The following is a 20,521-nucleotide window of genomic DNA, read 5'->3' as shown; positions in this document are numbered from 1 at the left end:
ATGAAGCCACAGCCGATGCGCCTGGGCGACTTGTCCGTGGGTTTCGTCCATAGCCTTGCCGACGCGATTGCCAGCCACGGGAGGGATCCGCTGCCGTTGCTCGAACAATACGGCCTTGATCCTGCACGCCTGGCCGAACCCAGGGCGCGGCTGTCGATTCCGCGCTACATGCGCCTGGGCCACGCCGCGATCCAATTGACAGAGGATCCGGCACTGGGCTTGCGCATGGGTCAGCTCAGCCGCTTGAGCCAGGCCGGGCTCGCCGGCGTGACTGCCGCCCAGGCGCCCACCGTACGGGAAGCTGCCCGCTGCATGATCCGCTTCGAGCCGCTGTACGGTTCCAATTATCGCGGACAATCAAGCTTCCTCGAGGACGCCCGAGGCGCCTGGCTGCGGTTCTATTCCATCAGCCCCTATAACGCCTATAACCGCTTCGTCGTGGATTCGATCATTGCCGGCTGGCTCAAGCAGTTGTCCAGTGTGAGCGAAATCGGGCTGCAAGCCGAACGCATCGACATCGAATTCGAGGAGCCGGAGTATGGGCAGGCCTATCAGATACTTGGCGACTGCCCGGTGCAGTTCGGCGCCGAGCAGAACCAGCTGCGATTGGGCCTGGATAGCCTCGCACAGCGCAATCCTCAACACTGTCCCAGTACCTGGCGGCACCTGGTCCAATTATGCGAACGGGAACTGGAGCAACTGACACGCACGCGAACCTTGCGTGAACGTATCATCCAACTGCTGGGTCCGCTGCTCAGTGGTGGGCGGGAGCCGGATCTTGAAGAAGTGGCGATGCGCCTGAAACTGCCGACCTGGACGTTGCGCCGCAAACTGGCGGAGGAAGGCACGCAGTTCAGGGCGATCCTCAACGAGACCCGTCGAGACCTGGCCATGACGTACATTCGCGACACGGAGTTGGCGTTCGGCGAGATCGCCTACTTGCTGGGGTTCGCCTCGGCGGAAGCCTTTCAACGTGCCTTCAAGCGCTGGAACAACCAAACGCCCGGAGACTTTCGTCGCAGCCGCAAGGGGACATGAACCCGATACCCAGCGCCCAGGCTCCGTCGTGTCTCGTCGCCTCTAACTGGCCTCTAGCTGCCAGCAGACATGCCCCTAAAGCTCAGTCGCATCCTCGGCTGGTTCCAGCGGGTCCAGCTCATAGGCCTGATATTCCAGCAGCTCTTCCTGATAATCATCCATTGCGCGTCCTTCCCAATCGTTGAACCGAAGCCTGATGGCTTGGAATCAGCATAAAGCTGCTTTGTGAATAAAACATGAAGCCACAGCCTCATGAATTAAACGTAGCACAGCATTGGGGATTTAAAGCCAAGACATGTAGCAAGGAATGACAGCCCTTGCTACAGCTGCTCAGGAGGCCGGCAGGGGTTGGATTGGCTCGGTCGGTGCAGGCAAGGAGCTGGCCGGCGGCGGTGTGATGGTGTCCGACGAAGAAGGCGCGTAGGACTCCGGCTCGCTGGGTGCGATCGGCGCGGGCTCGACTGGCGGCGCGACCGGCTCCGATGCGGCGGGGGCCGACTCGACCGGCATGATGGGTGCCGGGGCCGGCGCTGGTTCCGCTGCAGGCGCTTGCAAGGCCCCAGGGGCGGATGCGGGAGCCGACGCGGGAGCCAAGGCTGCCGGTTCGGCCTTGGGTTCCGGAACGCCAAGCTCCGCTTTTGGCTTATCAGCATTCTCCACGGCTTTCTTGGCTTCCAGTGGCAGGAACACCTCCACCAGCGCGAAGAAGCGCTCATAGAACTTGGCCGCCGATACGGTTTCACTGGCGACCTTGACCATCGAATCATCCGAAGAACCGATCGGCATCGAGACCGATCCCAACACGCCCACGCCCAGGCTGGCGGAGTTGTTGATTTTCTTCAGGGCGTAGCGGTCCTGCAAGGCGTTGGCGAACATGGTGGCGCGATGGCCGGGACCGCCATCCTCGGCGCAGACCAGGTTGAAGCTGATCTCCATGTGGGTATCGCCAGTCTGCTGGAAACTCTTGTGGCCGCTGATCAGCTTCGGATCGCTGCTGGTGATGATGTAGCCCTGGCTGAGCAACGCCCGGCGCCCTGCTTCGCAGGTCGCCACATCAGTCACCGGATAGGTACGCGAGAACGTACCCGAATCATCAAAGTTCTCGTGCTCGTAGATGGCGGCCTTCTTGGAGGAGCAGCCGGCCGCGACAGCCAGCAGCAATGCCAGCCCAACGGTGCGCATGTGAAATGATTTGAACATTGAGCATCCTGGGTAAAACAATCCGGCGCGTATTGTGCAACAGAACGCGACCAGGCAGCTTGGGTAATCGTGTCTCAAAGGGGGTACAAATCTACGGGGGCTTGCGGACAGGAAAAAGACCAAGTTCGACGAATCGACGAACATCCCCGTCAACAGCAATACACAGATACAAAAAGACCCCGGCTTTTCGGCCGGGGTCCATGGCTAACGCATCAATGCACTCAGAAGCGCTTGATGTCCGCCTCGCTTTCCAACTGTTTGCGGTAAGCCGCAAAATCCTGCTGGCCGACACGGGACGCCAGGTAGCGACGGTACTCGGCCTTTTCTTCCTCGGTCGGTGCCGCACCTTCGTTGACGCCGTTCAGGCGCAAGACCGTCACGCTGCCGTCAGGCAGGGTCACGCTGGCGAACGTCGGCTTGTCCTTGGTCTGCGGCTTGGACATGCGGAACAGCGCCTGCAGCACGGCAGGATCGATGCCTTCCTGGCTGCGAGTCGCCGCTTCTACAGCTTTCCACGCCTGGCCATTGACCGGCTTGTCCAGGGCAACCTTGCCATCGCGCAGGCTGGCGATCAGCTCATCGGCCTGGGTCTTGGCACCTGCGCTGGCATGTTCCTTGGACAATTGAGCGCGTATCGGACCGGCCACGCTTTCCAGCGGCATTTGCGCAGGCTTGCGGTGTTCCTTGGCACGCAGCACCACGACCGTTTCCGGGTCCAGCTCGATGGCCGTGCTGTTGGCACCCTCTTCCAGCACTTCCGGGCTGAACGCAGCAGTGATCACGGCGCGGTTGGCCGCAATTCCTTCACCGCCTTCGCGACCAAACGGTGCCGAGGTGTGCACGGTCAGCTTGAGGTCCTGGGCAGGCTGCGCCAAGTCCGAGGCTTCGAACGAAGCGTCTTCCAATTGCTTGGTCGCCTCGACGAAACGCTGCTCGACCTGCTGAGCCTTCAGTTCGCGAGTCAGCTTGTCCTTCAGGCTCGCAAAGGTCGGCACCTCAGGGGCTTCAACACCCAGCAGCTTGATCAGATGCAGGCCAAAGTCGGTTCGCACCGGTGCCGAAACCTGGTCCTTGTTCAGGGCGTACAGCACCTTTTCGAACTCCGGATCGTAGACCCCTGGCCCCGCAAAGCCCAGATCGCCGCCATTGTTCGCCGAGCCTGGATCCTGGGAATATTCCTTCGCCAAGGCTTCAAACGACTCGCCTTTGGCCAGGCGCGCCTGGACTTCCTCGATCTTCGCCTTGGCCTGGGCTTCGGTGACCTTATCGTTGATTTCAATAAGGATGTGCGCCGCGCGACGCTGTTCGGACAAGTTGGCGATTTCTTTCTGATACGCCGCTTGCAGGTCCTCATCCTTGACGCTGACCTGGTCGAAGAAAGAGGCTTTCTTCAGCTCAACGTAGTCAATGACCACCTGGTCGGGTGTCATGAATTCCTTGGCGTGCTGATCATAGTAGGCCTTGACCTCGTCATCGGTCAGCTTCACGGTCGATGGATCTGCCTTGATGGTAAGGGTAGCGAAGTCACGGGTCTGCTTTTCCAGACGGGCAAACGCCAGCACCTGGGCATCGGTGACAAATCCGCTGCCAGCCAGGCCTGCGCGCAGCTGGCCGATCAGCATTTCCTGCGCCAGCATCTGGCGGAACTGCAGGCGACCGTAACCCAACTGGCGTATGACCTGGTCGAAACGCTCAGGGCTGAACTTGCCATCGACCTGGAACTCAGGCGTTTGCAGGATCACTTGATCCAGCGCGGCTTCGGAAAAAGCGAAATCCGCATCATGGGCGCCTTGTAGCAACAACTTGCGATCGATCAGGCCCTTGAGAGCCGAGTCGCGCAACATCTTTTCGTCCAGCAAGGAAGCATCGAAATCCTTGCCCAACTGTTGCATCAGCTGACGGCGTTGCATGTCGACCGCTTGGCTCAGCTCGTTCTGGCTGATCTCCTCGCCGTTGACCTTGGCCGCTTCATTAGTGTTCGAGGTGGCCTGAAAAATGGCTTCGAAACCGGTCAACGCCATCAATGCGACGATGATCCCGATGATGGTCTTGGCAATCCAGCCTTGTGAATTGTCCCTGATATTCTGCAGCATGCGTCCCCCAGAAACGGTTGAACTTCAAATTTAGGCAACCGTGGAGCGTGGGTAGAATCCGGATAGAAGAAAGGCGCATCCGAGGATGCGCCTTCTCGTAACTGGCGGAGCGGACCGGGCTCGAACCCGCGAGCCTCGGCGTGACAGCCCGGATGTTACCGGACGCATTACCGCTCCGCTGCCAAGCCAGGCATGACCCCGACCCGGATAAACTCAGTGAAACCTTAGTTGACGGCTTCTTTCAGCGCTTTACCAGCCTTGAAGCCAGGCTTTTTGGCAGCCGGGATCTCCAGGGTCTTGCCGGTCTGCGGGTTGCGACCGGTGCGAGCTGGACGATCAGTCACGGAGAAGGTACCGAAACCAACCAGAACAACGGAGTCGCCGGCCTTGAGAGCGCCAGTGACGGATTCGATTACAGCGTCCAGCGCACGGCCAGCAGCAGCTTTCGGGATATCAGCGGATGCAGCGATAGCATCAATCAGTTCCGACTTGTTCACTCTAAGTCCCCTTATATCTATTTGAGATGATTCTAAGTTTTTTTGGTGAAAGCAAAAACGAGTGCTGAATGGCCTGCAGACACTTAAGAGCCGCTTTATAACAAGGGCTCTAAAAAACTGTCAAGGAAGCCCCCCAGGCAAATGCGTATTAATGCGTGCTAATTCTTTCCTTAGAGTCAGACTCTCGCTTTTCTTCCTTCGCGACAATCTCCGGAGCCACATCCGGCAAGGGCTCCGGCGCGTATTGCAGCGCAATTTGCAGGACTTCGTCAATCCATTTAACCGGTTTGATCTGAAGATCCTGCTTAATGTTGTCAGGAATTTCCTTCAGATCGCGCACGTTCTCTTCGGGAATGATCACAATCTTGATCCCACCCCGGTGAGCCGCCAGCAGTTTTTCCTTCAAGCCGCCAATTGCCAGGACCTGACCGCGCAGGGTGATTTCACCCGTCATCGCAACATCGGCACGCACCGGAATGCCGGTCAGCGCGGAAACCAAGGCGGTGCACATACCCACGCCGGCACTCGGTCCGTCCTTGGGCGTTGCCCCCTCCGGCATGTGGATGTGGGTGTCGCGTTTCTCATGGAAATCCAGCGGGATACCCAGGCTCCGCGCACGGCTGCGGACAACCGTCAGCGCAGCCGTGATCGATTCCACCATCACATCGCCCAGGGAACCGGTCTTGATCAACTGGCCTTTTCCGGGCACCACGGCGGCTTCGATCGTCAGCAATTCGCCACCCACCTGCGTCCACGCAAGGCCGGTCACCTGGCCAATCTGGTCCTGCTGTTCGGCAAGGCCGTAGCGGAATTTACGCACGCCCAGGAAGTGCTCCAGCAGGTCCGAAGTGACCTTGACCGCGAAGCGTTTTTCCAGGGCGTGTTCCTTCACGGCCTTGCGGCAAACCTTGGCAATCTGCCGCTCAAGGCCCCGCACACCCGCTTCGCGAGTGTAGTAGCGGATGATGTCGCGGATTGCTTCCTCGTCGAATTCCAGCTCGCCCTTCTTCAGGCCGTTGGCCTGGATCTGCTTGGGCGAAAGGTATTTGACGGCGATGTTGATCTTCTCGTCCTCGGTGTAGCCCGGCAGACGGATCACCTCCATCCGGTCCAGCAACGCTGGCGGGATGTTCATGGAGTTGGAGGTGCAGAGGAACATCACATCCGACAAGTCGTAGTCGACTTCAAGGTAGTGATCGTTGAAGTTGTGATTCTGCTCGGGATCGAGGACCTCCAGCAACGCAGAAGCTGGATCGCCGCGCATGTCGCTGCCCATCTTGTCGATTTCGTCCAAGAGGAACAGTGGGTTGCGCACGCCGACCTTTGTCATTTTTTGAATCAATCTTCCTGGCATCGAACCGATGTAGGTACGGCGATGACCACGGATTTCCGCCTCGTCGCGCACGCCGCCAAGGGCCATGCGTACGAACTTACGGTTAGTGGCGTGGGCAATCGACTCTGCCAGAGAGGTTTTACCCACCCCTGGAGGACCGACCAGGCACAACACCGGACCACGAATTTTCTTCACACGCTTTTGCACAGCGAGGTATTCGAGGATGCGTTCCTTGACCTCTTCCAGACCGTAGTGGTCGGCATCGAGGATATCCTCGGCACGCGCCAGGTCCAGACGTACCTTGCTCTGGGCTTTCCATGGCACCTGGACCAGCCAATCAATGTAGGAGCGCACCACGGTGGCTTCCGCCGACATCGGCGACATCTGCTTGAGCTTGTTCAGTTCGGCCTGGGCCTTGGCAAGGGCATCCTTCGGCAGGCCGGCGGCATCGATGCGCTTCTTCAGCTCTTCGATTTCGTTGTGACCTTCGTCACCATCGCCGAGCTCTTTCTGAATGGCCTTCATCTGCTCGTTCAGGTAGTACTCGCGCTGGCTGCGCTCCATCTGTTTCTTGACGCGACCACGAATGCGCTTCTCAACCTGCAGCAGGTCGATCTCGCCATCGAGCAATGCCAATACATGCTCGACACGGGCTGAGAGATCGATGATCTCGAGGATTTCCTGCTTCTGCTCGATCTTGAGGGCCATGTGAGCCGCCATCGTGTCGACCAGGCGTCCTGGCTCGTCGATGCTGTTAAGCGACGATAGCACCTCGGCAGGCACCTTCTTGCCCAGCTGAACGTACTGTTCGAACTGCGACAGCAGGCTGCGGACAAACACTTCGGACTCACGCTCTGGTGCATCGACTTCATCGATGAGCGAGACTTCGGCACGGCAGTGACCATCCACCTCGCTGAAACGCTCGACCGCCCCTCGCTGCTCGCCTTCAACCAGCACTTTTACCGTGCCATCGGGAAGCTTGAGCAACTGCAGGACCGTTGCAATCGTACCTACGCGATAAAGTGCGTCTTCGCCGGGATCATCGTCGGCAGGATTTCTCTGAGCGATCAGAAGAATCTGCTTATCACCCGTCATCGCGGCCTCGAGGGCTTCGATGGACTTCTCGCGCCCCACGAACAGCGGGATAACCATGTGCGGATATACCACGACATCGCGCAATGGCAGGAGAGGCAATTCGATGGTTGTCTTCATGATTTCGCCTCTACGGCGGCCATAAGGCCGTAAACAGATGGAAGTGAGCTTGAAACCAAGATGGGGGCAGCCTTCAAAAAAAACAAGCGCTAACACGTCTAAAACGCGCTAATAGCAAAGGGGCCCGAAGGCCCCTTCTTTTATTTCAACTGCGGGACACTCACGCGTCCGGCGCAGCCTTGGCAGCCGGCTCACTGTTTTCGTAGATATACAGTGGCTTGGACTTGCCTTCGATGACACTTTCGTCGATCACGACTTTGCTCACCTCGGATTGCGAGGGGATTTCATACATCGTATCGAGCAGCACACCTTCAAGAATCGAGCGCAACCCACGGGCACCGGTCTTGCGTTCCAGGGCTCGTTTGGCAACCGACTTCAGCGCGTCCGAACGGAACTCAAGGTCTACGCCTTCCATTTCGAACAGCTTGGCGTATTGCTTGGTCAGGGCGTTTTTCGGCTCGGTCAGAATCTGCATCAATGCTGCTTCATCCAACTCGTCCAGGGTCGCCAGGACAGGCAGACGACCGACGAATTCAGGGATCAGGCCGAACTTGACCAGATCGTCAGGCTCGACTTCACGCAGGGATTCACCGACCTTCTTGCCCTCTTCCTTGCTGCGGACTTCGGCGTTGAAACCGATGCCACCACGGGTCGAACGGTTCTGGATGACCTTTTCGAGGCCAGAGAACGCACCACCGCAGATGAACAGGATGTTACGGGTGTCGACCTGCAGGAACTCCTGCTGCGGATGCTTGCGACCACCCTGGGGCGGTACGGAAGCGACCGTGCCTTCGATCAACTTGAGCAAGGCCTGTTGCACGCCCTCGCCGGAAACATCCCGGGTAATGGACGGGTTATCTGACTTGCGGGAAATCTTGTCGATTTCATCGATGTAAACAATGCCCATCTGGGCCTTTTCCACGTCGTAGTCGCACTTCTGCAACAACTTCTGAATGATGTTCTCGACGTCCTCACCCACATAACCCGCCTCGGTGAGGGTGGTTGCGTCGGCGATGGTGAACGGAACGTTCAGCAAGCGGGCCAGAGTTTCTGCAAGCAGGGTCTTACCCGAGCCCGTAGGGCCGATCAGCAGGATGTTGCTCTTGCCGAGTTCGACCTCGTCATTCTTTTTGTCACGCTGGTTCAGGCGCTTGTAGTGGTTGTACACCGCTACGGCCAGTACCTTTTTCGCGCGCTCCTGACCGATAACATACTGGTCAAGGATGCCGCTGATTTCTTTAGGCGAAGGCAACTTATGCGCGCTGCTTTCGGCCTGGGCTTCCTGCACCTCCTCGCGGATGATGTCATTGCACAGGTCGACGCACTCGTCGCAAATGAAGACCGAGGGACCGGCAATCAATTTGCGTACTTCATGCTGGCTTTTGCCACAGAAGGAGCAATAAAGCAGTTTGCCGTTGTCCTCGCCGTTGCGGGTGTCAGTCATTCGATCGATCCAAATCCGATAGGCTTGCAACACAAGATGAAGGCAATTGCGGGCTTTTTCAAGCCCGCAGGCGGCCGGTCATCCCAACCACCTGCATTTTGAGCGGCTTAGGCAGGCATTTGACGCTTGTTGATCACAGAGTCGATCAGACCGTATTCGGCCGCACGCTCAGCGCTCATGAAGTTGTCACGCTCGGTGTCACGCTCAATGGTTTCGAGGCTTTGGCCGGTGTGATGGGCCAGCAACGAATTCAGGCGCGAGCGAATATGCAGAATTTCCTTGGCATGGATATCGATGTCCGACGCCTGGCCCTGGAAGCCGCCCAATGGCTGGTGGATCATCATGCGCGAGTTAGGCAGGCAATGGCGCTTGCCCGCTGCGCCGCCGGCGAGCAGGAACGCACCCATGCTGCAGGCTTGGCCGATGCAGATGGTGGACACGTCAGGCTTGATGAACTGCATGGTGTCGTAGATCGACATGCCCGCAGTCACCGAACCGCCGGGAGAGTTGATGTACAGATGGATATCCTTGTCCGGGTTTTCCGCCTCAAGGAACAGCAACTGCGCCGCAACCAGGTTGGCCATGTAGTCTTCGACGGGGCCGATCAGGAAGATGACGCGCTCCTTGAGCAGGCGCGAATAGATGTCATAGGCACGTTCGCCACGGGCGGACTGCTCGATAACCATAGGGACCAGGCCGCCTGCGGCCTGGATGTCAGAGCTCTGCTGATAAAAAGAATTGCGGGACATGTCTCGCAGTCACTCCCAAATAGTTATGTCTTGAATACGCATAAGCCAGCGCGAAGGCTGGCTTATGGTGTGTATTTCTTACCGCAGAACCATCAATCGGCTTGTGGAGCTTCCACCGGCTTGACCGCTTCTTCGTAAGAGACCGCTTTGTCGGTCACGCTAGCTTTCTGCAGAACAGTATCCACAACTTGTTCTTCCAGCACAACCGAACGGACTTCGTTCAGCTGCTGCTCGTTCTTGTAGTACCAGGACACCACTTGCTCAGGCTCTTGGTAGGCCGAGGCCATTTCCTGGATCAGCTCGCGCACGCGGGCTTCGTCAGGCTTGAGTTCGAATTGCTTGACCACTTCGGCGACGATCAGGCCCAGTACCACGCGGCGCTTGGCCTGCTCTTCGAACAGCTCGGCCGGCAGTTGGTCTGGCTTGATGTTGCCGCCGAACTGTTGAACGGCCTGTACGCGCAGACGGTTCACTTCGTTGTCCAGCAGGGCCTTTGGCACTTCGATCGGGTTGGAAGCCAGCAGACCGTCCATGACCTGGTTCTTGACCTTGGACTTGATGGCCTGGCGCAGCTCACGCTCCATGTTCTTGCGAACTTCGGCGCGGAAACCTTCCAGGCCGGTTTCCTTGATGCCGAACTGAGCGAAGAATTCTTCGTTCAGCTCAGGCAGCTTCGGCTCGGAAACACTGTTGACGGTCACGGTGAACTCGGCGGCTTTGCCAGCCAGGTCCAGGTTCTGGTAGTCCTCGGGGAAGGTCACGTTCAGGACGCGCTCTTCACCGGCCTTGGCGCCAACCAGGCCGTCTTCGAAGCCTGGGATCATGCGACCCGAGCCCAGCACCAGCTGGGTAGCCTTGGCGGAACCGCCAGCGAATACTTCGCCGTCGACCTTGCCGACGAAATCGATGTTCAGCTGGTCTTCGTTCTGGGCGGCACGGTCGGTCGCTTCGAAGCGGGTGTTCTGCTTGCGCAGGATATCCAGCATCTTGTCCAGGTCGGCGTCCGAAACGTCGGCGCTCAGGCGCTCAACGGCAATGGATTCGAAACCGGCAACGGTGAACTCAGGGAACACTTCGAACGTGGCGACGAACTCGAGGTCCTTGCCTTTTTCCAGCACTTTAGGCTCGACGGAAGGAGCGCCAGCCGGGTTCAGCTTCTGCTCGACCACTGCTTCGTAGAAAGAAGACTGGATCACGTCGCCCACGGCTTCCTGGCGCGCATCAGCTTCGTAACGCTGACGGATCACGCTCATTGGCACTTTGCCTGGGCGGAAACCTGGGATTTTGGCCTTTTGGGCAGTCTGCTGCAGACGCTTGTTGACCTGAGTCTCGATACGCTCAGCTGGCACGGTGATGCTCATGCGGCGCTCAAGAGCAGAAGTATTTTCAACAGAAACTTGCATGGATATTCCTCGTTGCACAGACGTTGGCCGGGCGTTTCCGACCCCAGAATCAAGGGCATGCATTCTAGTAGGTCAAACTCAAGAAGTCACCCTACTGAAAACGCGCGGGAAACAGGCGCCGGGTTTAGAAGCGGAGCAATCAGTCATGCCCCGCCCGGTTTGCAAATAAAGTCGATCCTCGCCAGGGCTCTGCACGGCGCTTCTATATATAGAAGCGCCGCCCTCGAGCACTTGGCGTAAGGCCTCCACGAAAAGACCGACGGACATGCCAAGCATCATCACGAAACACAATCGCGACGAATCGCCCTGTGCCCGCATGAAAAAAACCGGACATGAGTCCGCGAATAAAACAAAAACGGCGCAGCCCTTTTCAGGTTCTGCGCCGTTCTCTGCTAATTAAATAGCGACTTGTATGGTGCGGACGGAGAGACTCGAACTCTCACACCTTGCGGCGCTGGAACCTAAATCCAGTGTGTCTACCAATTCCACCACATCCGCGTATCAAGCTTTTAAAGCAAAGGCGCCAGACTGTTAAATCTGGCGCCTTTCTAGAATATGGGGTGGACGATGGGGATCGAACCCACGACAACGGGAGTCACAATCCCGTGCTCTACCAACTGAGCTACGCCCACCATATTGCCTTGTTGCCTTACTTGTGCCAAAGCTGCCTAATGGCGCACCCGGCAGGACTCGAACCTGCGACCATCCGCTTAGAAGGCGGATGCTCTATCCAGCTGAGCTACGGGCGCCTTTTTAATCTGTATTCTTGGACGATTACAAACTAAGTGCTTTCAGTTTTACCGAGTTGAAACATCCAACTCCGCTCCACCTTCTTAACCAGTGCTAGGCTGTGCCCGACAAGTGCGACGAATGTTATAGACGGCCCGATAGGTCGTCAACTCTTTTTTAAAAAAAATTCATTTAATTAAAGGGGTTAGGGGAATTTACAGACCAAGCGCCTTTGCCCTCACGCCTCGGCATGCGAGAATGCGCTCTCTTTTTTTCCCCTCTCGATGGTTAACCACGCGCAATGACTGCACAACTTATCGACGGCAAATCGATCGCCGCCAGCCTGCGCCAGCAGATCGCCCAACGAGTCACCGAGCGCCGCCAGCAAGGCCTGCGCACGCCCGGCCTTGCGGTGATCCTGGTCGGCAGCGATCCTGCCTCTCAGGTTTATGTCTCGCACAAGCGTAAAGACTGTGAAGAGGTCGGCTTCCTTTCCCAGGCCTACGACCTGCCTTCCGAAACCACTCAGCAAGCGCTGGCCGATCTGATCGACCGCCTGAACGACGATCCGAACATCGACGGTGTTCTGCTCCAGTTGCCGCTGCCTGAACACCTGGACGCCTCCAAGCTTTTGGAACGTATCCGTCCGGACAAAGACGTCGACGGTTTCCACCCTTATAACGTCGGCCGCCTCGCCCAACGCATTCCATTGCTGCGCCCCTGCACGCCCAAGGGCATCATGACCTTGCTGGAAAGCACCGGGGTGGATCTTTACGGGCTCGATGCCGTGGTCGTGGGCGCCTCCAACATCGTCGGTCGCCCAATGGCGATGGAATTACTGTTGGCTGGCTGCACCGTCACCGTGACCCACCGCTTCACCAAGGACCTGGCCGGCCACGTCGGCCGTGCCGATCTGGTGGTGGTTGCCGCCGGCAAGCCTGGCCTGGTCAAAGGCGAATGGATCAAGGAAGGCGCCATCGTGATCGACGTGGGCATCAACCGCCAGGACGACGGCAAACTGGTAGGCGATGTGACCTACGAGACCGCCCTGCCCCGCGCCGGTTGGATCACACCGGTTCCCGGTGGCGTCGGCCCGATGACCCGTGCCTGCCTGTTGGAAAACACGCTGTACGCGGCCGAGACGCTTCATAGCTGATAAAGGCCTCGACGCAACCTGTGGGAGCGAGCTCGCTCGTGATAGCGGTGGACCAGCCAGCATATCCGTTGACTGAAACCTACCTATCGCGAGCAAGCTCGCTCCCACAGTGTTTTCAGCTGCCAACATCCGATCCAACCCGTGACGCTCGAATTACATTTTTTTCAGATTCGATTCGCCAGAATCCCCGTCCATTAAACTTTATTTATTCAAGCGTCCCGGTGGCAGCGGCATATGGCGCTGTCATCGCCCATACTCATAAAATGCGGCGCTTTTTCAACACGCCCCGCTCAACGGCACCCTTAACTCAATCGAGTCTACTCGCGTGAAAATCCGTCTTTCGATCATCAGTCTGTTTTTCGTTTTTACAGGGACTTTCATCGCGCACAACGTCAGTGCCCAGGAAACCATCGCTGCTCCACGGGACACTTCCAAACTGCAAGTCGCATCCGGCAGCGCCATCCTGTTGGACTTGCAGACCGACAAAGTGGTGTATTCCAGCAGTCCGGATGTCGTGGTGCCGATTGCATCGGTAACCAAGTTGATGACCGGCCTGATCGTGCTGGACGCCAAGCAGAACCTGGATGAATACATTTCCATGACCATCGCGAACACACCGGAAATGAAAGGCGTGTTTTCCAGGGTCAAGCTCAACAGCGAACTGTCCCGCCGGGATACGTTGCTGATCGCATTGATGTCGTCGGAGAATCGAGCCGCCGCCAGCCTTGCCCATCATTACCCAGGCGGTTATGCGGCGTTCATCGCGGCGATGAACGCCAAAGCCAAGGCCCTGGGCATGACCAGCACCCATTACGTCGAACCCACCGGCCTGTCAATCCACAACGTGTCGACGGCCCGGGACCTGACGAAGCTGCTGATCGCCGCGCGCAAATACCCCTTGCTGAGTGAGCTGAGCACCACCAAGGAAAGGACTGTAACGTTCCGCAAACCGGTCTACAGCTTGGGCTTTCGCAACACCGATCACCTGGTGCACAAGGCCAATTGGGATATTCAACTGACCAAGACCGGCTTCACCAATCAGGCGGGTCACTGCCTCGTATTGGTGACCAAGATGGGCAATCGTCCGATGGCACTGGTCATCCTCGATGCGTTTGGCAAATACACCCACTTCGCCGACGCAAGCCGCATCCGTAGCTGGGTCGAGACCGGAAAAAGCGCCAGCGTCCCGGCTGTGGCCTTGCAATACAAAGCCGCTAAGAACCTCAAGAGTCGCCAGAGCGGTGTGGTGGAAGCGTCTAAATAAGGCGCGATACATCACACATGAATAGCCCCGACTCGTCGGGGCTATTTGCATTCAGGGCTTCAAGTCACCCAGCGGATCATAAGGCCGGGAAGAAGGCGGTTCCTCGTCGTCCTCATCCTGGGGTGCCTTGGCCGGCCCTATCGGATCGACTTGGGGATCGTCGAGGTCCGGAGAGTCGGGATCGAATCCCAAGTCATCGTCACCGGACGAATGTTCGGAAGAATGCGGTCCCGAAGGTGTTTTCGATTGTGCCATTGCTGCCTCCTTGGATCATGGCCTGGAAACTCCAGGCCTTGACGGTAAGAACCCGAGGCACGCCGGGTCGTGCCCGCCAGGTGACGAACGGGGCAGCGCTCAGCGGGCGGTGCCCAAAGCCTTGGTGGCGCGCGCGGCTGCCTGTTCCTGCCCTGCTCCGGCCAACTCATCGGCGGCCTTCAACCAGCGCTTCGAATCGACATTGGCCGGCAACTGCCCCGGTTGCTGGACCAAGACTGCCCAACCGCCAGCGCCTTTGAAAGCCGATTCGAACGCACCGAAACTCATCGAGGAGCGGCGATTCATCCCTGAACGCAGCAGTACGGTGCGCTTGTGCCGGTTATAACCCACGAGGATTGCGTAGCGCGGCTCAGCCCAGAACGCCGAGCCGTCGGTATAGCGCAGCAACACCGGATAACCGGCAGCCACCTGTTCGAGCAACGCGCCAAGCTCAGCCTCCAGGGGATACACCACCAGCCCATGTTCACGTGCCAGGGTTTGCAGGTTCTGCTGTAAACGGGCCTCGCCGCCGGGCAGGTGCAGCGGCTTCTCCAACAACCCTGGGGTAGTCACTGTGCCTTGCAACGTCAATAGGGCCGCCAGGGATTGCGGCGCGCCCTGGAACATTTCGCCACGAAAGAACGGCACGCTGTTGAGTTCTACCCGTTCAGGCAGTCGCTTTACTTGCGGCGACACACTTCCCGCGCATCCCGCCAGGGCGGCGAGACACGCCGTCGCGAATACCAGTGATCGAAAAGATGAAATTACTGGCAACATGATGACTCTCTTATTCAGACAGCCCCGGTATCAAGGCCGGGCTTGGGCCGACGATGATAAGACGCGTGCCGGCCCGGGTATAGCCATAAGCGACAGTTTCGACACCGTGATAGAACCAACCGATTCTTTGCACATGCAAGATATCGACTGCCCGTAACACTTGAGCGACTAGACTGTCCATTGTAAGAGTGCATTGCCCGGTCTGGGCAGAAGGAGGCACAGATGAGCCTGATGACGACTATTCTGATGCTGGTTTTCGGCTGGTTGAGCGTAGCGGCAGCCATGTTGTGGGGGGTGTTGCGAATCGCCCGTCGCCACCATCCCGCACCAAGACGAGAAATGCAGCAGACCACTAAATCTTCCAGGCGCCACGCCACCGCGCACTAGGGCCTGCAGAAATGTGATCGCGAAGGCCAGACAACGCGAAACGGGGCGAGGAAGCGCAGTGTCCTGAAGTACATGAGCATTCCGAACCTCGTTCAACGCAGTCTGGGCGAGTGCGGATACGTTTCGTATAGGGCCTAGAGCGTCACCATGAAAAAAGCCGCCCGGGCGTTAACCCGGGCGGCTTTTGTCTGCCTTGGATCAGGCTTCGTCGACCAAGACCTTCTGCTTGGCGCGACGGGACATCATGTTCAACACCTCGATAGCCGCCGAGAAGGCCATGGCCGCGTAGATATAGCCCTTGGGCACGTGGGCACCGAAGCCTTCCGCGATCAGCGTCATGCCGATCATGATCAAGAAGCCCAGGGCCAACATGACCACGGTGGGGTTGTCGTTGATGAATTTCGCCAGCGGCTCGGCGGCCAGCAGCATCACCAATACCGAGACCACGACGGCAATAATCATGATCGGCAAGTGCTCGGTCATGCCCACCGCCGTGATGATGCTGTCAATGGAGAACACCAGGTCAAGCATCAGGATCTGACCGATCGCAGCGGCAAACCCCAGGGTCACGCCGGAAGTGGCCGACTTCGGATCATTGGGCGCCGGGTCCATGCTGTGATGGATCTCGGTGGTCGCCTTCCACAACAGGAACAGGCCGCCGGCGATCAGGATCATGTCCTTCCAGGAAAACGCCTGGCCGAGAATCTCGATGACAGGCTCCGTCAATTGCACGATGAAGGCGATGGTGCTCAGCAGACCCAGGCGCAGGATCAACGCCATGCCGATGCCAATCCGCCGCGCCTTGGCACGGTGTTGCTCGGGCAACTTGTTGGTCAGGATCGAAATGAAGATCAGGTTATCGATGCCGAGCACGATTTCCATGACGACGAGGGTTGCCAGAGCAATCCAGGCGGTGGGGCTGGCGGCGAGCTGTAACAGATAATCCATGGGTCAGTCCTGACTCGATTTGACGGGTTAGAGGGTATGGGTAGCGGGTTCGGATTCTTCAGCGTCCTTCTCCGGCGCTTTCTTGGGGCTGATCAGCCCGCCGGTGGCGTCACTGAGGGCTTGCTCGGCGGCCTTGTGCGTATCGTCGATGGCCTGCTTGGCCGTTTCGACAGCTTGCTCCTTCAACTGCTCGGCCAATTGTTGGGCGCTTTTTTCCGCTTGTTCGCAGCCCACCAGGGCCATCGAGGAAAATGCCAGCAAGGCTGCAAGCCCCAGGGTTCTATACGTCATGCACATTGCCTCTCAGAGAATAGAGGGAGCACGAAAGATGGCTCACCGATGGCCCGGAATTCTAGAGAGGGAGATACTTCAGGAAAATTCGTATTTTCAGCGGCTATACTTCGGTTTTTACGAAGCGGCGAGAATCATGCTCAATTATCGACAGCTGCATTATTTCTGGGTCGTGGCGAAAACCGGCAGCATCGTGCGGGCCTGCGAGCAACTGAACCTGACGCCGCAAACCATCAGCGGGCAAATCTCATTGTTTGAACAGACCTACAACATCAAGCTGTTCCGCCGAGTCGGACGCCAGTTGGAACTGACCGAGGCCGGCCGCCAGACGCTGCCTTACGCCGAGCACATGTTCCAACTGGGCGGCGAACTGGAGCTGATGCTGCGGGCTCAACCCAACGAGCAGCAAACGCTGTTCCGGGTCGGGGTGGCGGACGTCGTGCCCAAATCCATCGTTTATCGGCTGTTGGCACCTACCATGGAATTGAGCGAGCCGCTGCGCATTACCTGCCGGGAAGACAAGCTCGAACGGCTATTGGCTGACCTGGCGATCCAGCGCCTGGATCTGGTGATTTCCGACAGTCCGATGCCAAGTCATCTGGATATCAAGGGCTACAGCCAGAAACTGGGGGAATGCGGAATCAGCTTTTTCGCCACCCCGGCGTTGGCCGAACATCATGGGCAGGACTTCCCCCACGGCCTGCATGACGCCCCGCTGCTGATCCCCGGGCCGGAGACAGTCGTGCGCAGCCGGCTGCAACGCTGGTTCGCTGAACAGCAGATCCAACCGCGCATCGTCGGTGAATTCGATGACAGCGCATTGATGCAGGCGTTTGGGCAATCCGGCAGCGGGATCTTCATCGGTCCCAGCGTGATCGCTGAAGAAGTCCAACAGCAATACGGGGTACAGGTGATCGGCCAGACCGATGCGGTGAGCGAGTCTTTCTACGCCATCTCCGTGGAGCGCAAGGTCAGCCACCCGGGCATCGTCGCGATCGCCGAGGGGGCGCGGCGCGAGCTGTTCAGCGCTTAGTGCTGCACACAGGCGGCGCGGGGCTTGAACGTCATCAGCAATAACGCCAGCAGGATCGACACCAGAATGAACCCGGCCGCGGCGAAACCGACCTTACCCAGCCCAAGGGTATCGATGACCCGACCGCCAACCATCGCGCCCAGGCCTATACCCAGGTTCGCCCCCGCGATATTCAGCGACGCGGCAAAGGCCGGAGCTTCTGGTGCGGCCTTCATCAGCCGGACATGGCTGACCAAAAACAGCGCCGCCTGGGTCACGCCCCATATGCCAAGGGCGGCGGCTAGCCCAAGAGTCGAATGGATACTCGGCACCAGCGCGACCATGCCGCCGATCATGAACAGGCAGAACACCATCGAGGCGATCAAGGGATGCCGGTCCACCGCGCGACCGCCCAGGGAATTGCCGAGCAGGCCTACCGCGCCAAAACCCATCAGGCACCAGCCCACCAGCGTGCCATCGAAGCCGGCCAGGCGTTCAAGGATATCCGCGAGGTAGGTGTAGGCGGTGAACATGCCGCTGAACACCAGGATCGACAACAACACATGCCCTTGCATCAACGGGCTGTGCAGGATCTTGAATTGCGAGCGAAAGCTCACCTGGTGTTGATGCAGGTTTGTCCTAGGCAAGTAGATGAACAGCAGCAGCGCCTTGGCGAACGCAATGACGGCCAGGATCGCAAAGGCGCTTCGCCAGCCGAATGCATCGCTGATCAGCGTACCCACCGGGATACCAAACACCGTGGCGCAGACGATACCGAAGCCGATCCGGGCGATGGCCCTCCCGGCGAACTGCGGCCCGACTATGTCCACTGCCGTTTCGCTGGCCAATGCCCAGAACACAGGCAAGCCTAGGGCCGGGATCAATCGGGCAACTGCCATGACCCAGATGTTGGGCGCCAGCGCCGCCAGGGTGTTGGCCAACGCGAACATCACCAGCACGCTGATAAACAATTTGCGCCGTTCAACCCGGGCGAACCAGGCGGTGAGGAACGGCCCGAACGCCGCGACAGTAAACGCAAACAGCGTCACTAACAGCCCCGCCTGGGGAATGGTGACGTGCAGGTCGCGGGCAATGGAAGGCAGCAGGCCGACGATGATGAATTCCGTGGTCAACACCGTAAAACCGGCGGCGGACAACAGGAAAATGGGTAACAGCATGCGCGACTCCGGGGAAAACGACGACACCAGCGATAGCCATAGGCCCGCTGGCGGTATTGAAAAGTGAGAAGGACAAAGCCTACCAGAATGTGCCCGTCAGAAAAACGTGCTCAAACATGGGGGTGACGGATCGTCACGGGTCCGTCAGATTTTTCGTCGGGCTGTGATAAAGTCCGCGACCTGCAAACGCTCTACCTTCTTTCGGTCCCGTCCATGTGGCCTGCCGGCTTATAGCCCCGTTCGGCTGACCGTTACACATAAAAAAATCAGAGATACCGTTATGACAGCTGTCTCCCCTTCTCCATTGCACCGCCTCAAAAGCACTGGCCTGGTCACGCAGATCATTATTGGCCTGATCGCCGGTATTGTCCTGGCATGGCTGGCGCCGGACCTGGCGAAATCCACTGAATTCATCGGCAAGGTTTTTGTGTCCGCGCTCAAGGCGGTGGCACCGATCCTGGTGTTCGTGCTGGTCATGGCCTCTATCGCCAACCATAAGCACGGCCAGGAGACCCATATCCGGCCGATCCTGTTCCTTTATCTGTTGGGTACTTTCGCGGCCGCGGTGGTCGCGGTCATCGCCAGCACGCTGTTTCCCTCCAGCCTTGTGCTGAGCACCCAGGACGTTGCGGTCACCGCACCGGGTGGCATCAGCGAAGTGCTGCAAAGCCTGGCGTTGAGCGTCGTTGACAACCCGGTCCGTGCATTGATGACCGGCAACTTCATCGGCATCCTGGCCTGGGCCATCGGCATGGGCATCGCCATTCGCCATGCCGGCCAAACCACGCGCACTGTGCTCGAAGACCTGTCCAACGGCGTGACCGTGATCGTGCGCCTGGTCATCCGCTTCGCCCCGCTGGGGATTTTCGGGCTGGTGGCCTCGACGCTCGCCACTTCTGGCTTCAGCGCCCTGCTCGGCTACCTGCATCTGCTGATCGTACTGATCGGTTGCATGCTGTTCGTGGCGCTGGTGGTCAACCCACTCATCGTGTTCTGGAAACTGCGTCGCAACCCTTACCCGCTGGTGTTTACCTGCCTGCGTGAAAGCGGCATCACCGCGTTCTTCACCCGCAGCTCCGCGGCGAACATCCCCGTGAACCTGGAGCTCAGCAGACGCCTCGGCCTGCATGAGGATACGTACTCGGTTTCGATCCCGCTGGGTGCGACCATCAACATGGCGGGCGCCGCCATTACCATCACGGTCCTGACACTGGCCGCCGTGCATACCCTGGGTATCGTGGTGGATATCCCCACCGCCGTGCTGCTCAGTGTCGTTGCCGCCGTCTGCGCTTGCGGTGCTTCCGGGGTCGCGGGCGGGTCGCTGTTGTTGATTCCCCTGGCGTGCAGCCTGTTTGGCATTCCCAGCGAAATCGCCATGCAGGTGGTCGCCGTAGGGTTCATCATCGGCGTGCTGCAGGATTCGGCTGAAACGGCGTTGAATTCGTCCACCGATGTCTTGTTCACGGCGGCGGCTTGCCTGGGTGAAGAAGAGCGGGCGCGGGGCGCGGCGTAAACGCTTGGTGGCCTGACAGCCAGCCATAAAAAAGCCCGGGAC

General features: G+C 58.6%; 18 protein-coding genes and 3 tRNA genes. 6 read left to right on the top strand and 15 right to left on the bottom strand.

The window, feature by feature from the left end; all coding sequences use genetic code 11:
- Complete coding sequence (locus DOCECA_RS06040; RefSeq protein WP_445571597.1) at positions 1–1,038, top strand: AraC family transcriptional regulator; 1,038 nt, start codon at positions 1–3, stop codon at positions 1,036–1,038.
- A 330-nt stretch (positions 1,039–1,368) separates the two neighbouring features.
- On the opposite strand, the gene DOCECA_RS06035 is transcribed toward DOCECA_RS06040, so the two are convergent.
- From DOCECA_RS06035 to DOCECA_RS05990, 10 genes are all read right to left on the bottom strand, one after another.
- Complete coding sequence (locus DOCECA_RS06035; protein WP_445571596.1) at positions 1,369–2,238, bottom strand: DUF2242 domain-containing protein; 870 nt, start codon at positions 2,236–2,238, stop codon at positions 1,369–1,371.
- Between the two features lie 221 nt (positions 2,239–2,459).
- Positions 2,460–4,331 (bottom strand): SurA N-terminal domain-containing protein, encoded by a 1,872-nt coding sequence (locus DOCECA_RS06030; protein WP_445571595.1) that lies wholly within the window; start codon positions 4,329–4,331, stop codon positions 2,460–2,462.
- Positions 4,332–4,555: 224 nt separating this feature from the next.
- The gene (locus DOCECA_RS06025) at positions 4,556–4,828 is read right to left on the bottom strand and encodes an HU family DNA-binding protein (protein WP_003183171.1); all 273 of its coding nucleotides are present in this window, start codon (positions 4,826–4,828) and stop codon (positions 4,556–4,558) included.
- 148 nt (positions 4,829–4,976) lie between these two features.
- Positions 4,977–7,373: an endopeptidase La gene (lon, locus tag DOCECA_RS06020; protein WP_039589135.1), complete on the bottom strand. Its 2,397-nt coding sequence runs from the start codon at positions 7,371–7,373 to the stop codon at positions 4,977–4,979.
- Positions 7,374–7,533: 160 nt separating this feature from the next.
- On the bottom strand, positions 7,534–8,817 hold the full coding sequence (gene clpX / locus DOCECA_RS06015) for an ATP-dependent Clp protease ATP-binding subunit ClpX (protein WP_024778305.1): 1,284 nt from the start codon (positions 8,815–8,817) through the stop codon (positions 7,534–7,536).
- A gap of 107 nt (positions 8,818–8,924) precedes the next feature.
- Entirely contained in the window at positions 8,925–9,566 is a 642-nt protein-coding gene (clpP, locus tag DOCECA_RS06010; RefSeq protein ID WP_003183177.1) for an ATP-dependent Clp endopeptidase proteolytic subunit ClpP, read from the bottom strand.
- A 92-nt stretch (positions 9,567–9,658) separates the two neighbouring features.
- Complete coding sequence (gene tig / locus DOCECA_RS06005) at positions 9,659–10,969, bottom strand: trigger factor (RefSeq protein ID WP_420764630.1); 1,311 nt, start codon at positions 10,967–10,969, stop codon at positions 9,659–9,661.
- Positions 10,970–11,382: 413 nt separating this feature from the next.
- Positions 11,383–11,467: transfer RNA gene (locus tag DOCECA_RS06000), tRNA-Leu, on the bottom strand.
- A 58-nt stretch (positions 11,468–11,525) separates the two neighbouring features.
- A tRNA-His gene (locus DOCECA_RS05995) sits at positions 11,526–11,601 on the bottom strand.
- Between the two features lie 40 nt (positions 11,602–11,641).
- Positions 11,642–11,718, bottom strand: a tRNA-Arg gene (locus DOCECA_RS05990).
- Positions 11,719–11,999: 281 nt separating this feature from the next.
- Between DOCECA_RS05990 and folD the strand changes: the two genes are divergently transcribed.
- Together folD and pbpG are read left to right on the top strand one after the other, a co-directional pair.
- On the top strand, positions 12,000–12,854 hold the full coding sequence (folD, locus tag DOCECA_RS05985; protein WP_420764631.1) for a bifunctional methylenetetrahydrofolate dehydrogenase/methenyltetrahydrofolate cyclohydrolase FolD: 855 nt from the start codon (positions 12,000–12,002) through the stop codon (positions 12,852–12,854).
- 325 nt (positions 12,855–13,179) lie between these two features.
- The gene (pbpG, locus tag DOCECA_RS05980) at positions 13,180–14,118 is read left to right on the top strand and encodes a D-alanyl-D-alanine endopeptidase (RefSeq protein WP_445571594.1); all 939 of its coding nucleotides are present in this window, start codon (positions 13,180–13,182) and stop codon (positions 14,116–14,118) included.
- A 51-nt stretch (positions 14,119–14,169) separates the two neighbouring features.
- Here the strand turns inward: pbpG and DOCECA_RS05975 are convergent, their stop codons facing one another.
- Together DOCECA_RS05975 and DOCECA_RS05970 are read right to left on the bottom strand one after the other, a co-directional pair.
- Positions 14,170–14,373 (bottom strand): DUF6021 family protein, encoded by a 204-nt coding sequence (locus DOCECA_RS05975; RefSeq protein ID WP_420764633.1) that lies wholly within the window; start codon positions 14,371–14,373, stop codon positions 14,170–14,172.
- A 99-nt stretch (positions 14,374–14,472) separates the two neighbouring features.
- The gene (locus tag DOCECA_RS05970) at positions 14,473–15,150 is read right to left on the bottom strand and encodes a peptidase C39 family protein (protein WP_434610642.1); all 678 of its coding nucleotides are present in this window, start codon (positions 15,148–15,150) and stop codon (positions 14,473–14,475) included.
- A 222-nt stretch (positions 15,151–15,372) separates the two neighbouring features.
- Between DOCECA_RS05970 and DOCECA_RS05965 the strand changes: the two genes are divergently transcribed.
- Positions 15,373–15,537: a hypothetical protein gene (locus tag DOCECA_RS05965; protein WP_420764636.1), complete on the top strand. Its 165-nt coding sequence runs from the start codon at positions 15,373–15,375 to the stop codon at positions 15,535–15,537.
- Positions 15,538–15,735: 198 nt separating this feature from the next.
- Here the strand turns inward: DOCECA_RS05965 and DOCECA_RS05960 are convergent, their stop codons facing one another.
- Both DOCECA_RS05960 and DOCECA_RS05955 read right to left on the bottom strand, forming a co-directional pair.
- Positions 15,736–16,485 (bottom strand): TerC family protein, encoded by a 750-nt coding sequence (locus DOCECA_RS05960; protein ID WP_420764637.1) that lies wholly within the window; start codon positions 16,483–16,485, stop codon positions 15,736–15,738.
- 27 nt (positions 16,486–16,512) lie between these two features.
- On the bottom strand, positions 16,513–16,776 hold the full coding sequence (locus DOCECA_RS05955) for a hypothetical protein (protein ID WP_420764638.1): 264 nt from the start codon (positions 16,774–16,776) through the stop codon (positions 16,513–16,515).
- Between the two features lie 136 nt (positions 16,777–16,912).
- Between DOCECA_RS05955 and nhaR the strand changes: the two genes are divergently transcribed.
- Entirely contained in the window at positions 16,913–17,809 is an 897-nt protein-coding gene (gene nhaR, locus DOCECA_RS05950; protein ID WP_420764639.1) for a transcriptional activator NhaR, read from the top strand.
- Here nhaR and DOCECA_RS05945 read toward each other — a convergent pair.
- Complete coding sequence (locus DOCECA_RS05945) at positions 17,806–18,966, bottom strand: MFS transporter (RefSeq protein WP_434563331.1); 1,161 nt, start codon at positions 18,964–18,966, stop codon at positions 17,806–17,808. The genes nhaR and DOCECA_RS05945 overlap by 4 nt on opposite strands.
- 280 nt (positions 18,967–19,246) lie before the next feature.
- Here DOCECA_RS05945 and sstT point away from each other — a divergent pair, with 280 nt between their 5' ends.
- Positions 19,247–20,479: a serine/threonine transporter SstT gene (gene sstT / locus DOCECA_RS05940; protein WP_420764641.1), complete on the top strand. Its 1,233-nt coding sequence runs from the start codon at positions 19,247–19,249 to the stop codon at positions 20,477–20,479.
- The last annotated feature ends 42 nt before the right edge of the window (positions 20,480–20,521 follow it).

The organism is Pseudomonas sp. E102, assembly GCF_052660185.1.
This window is presented reverse-complemented; position numbering and strand designations above follow the sequence as displayed.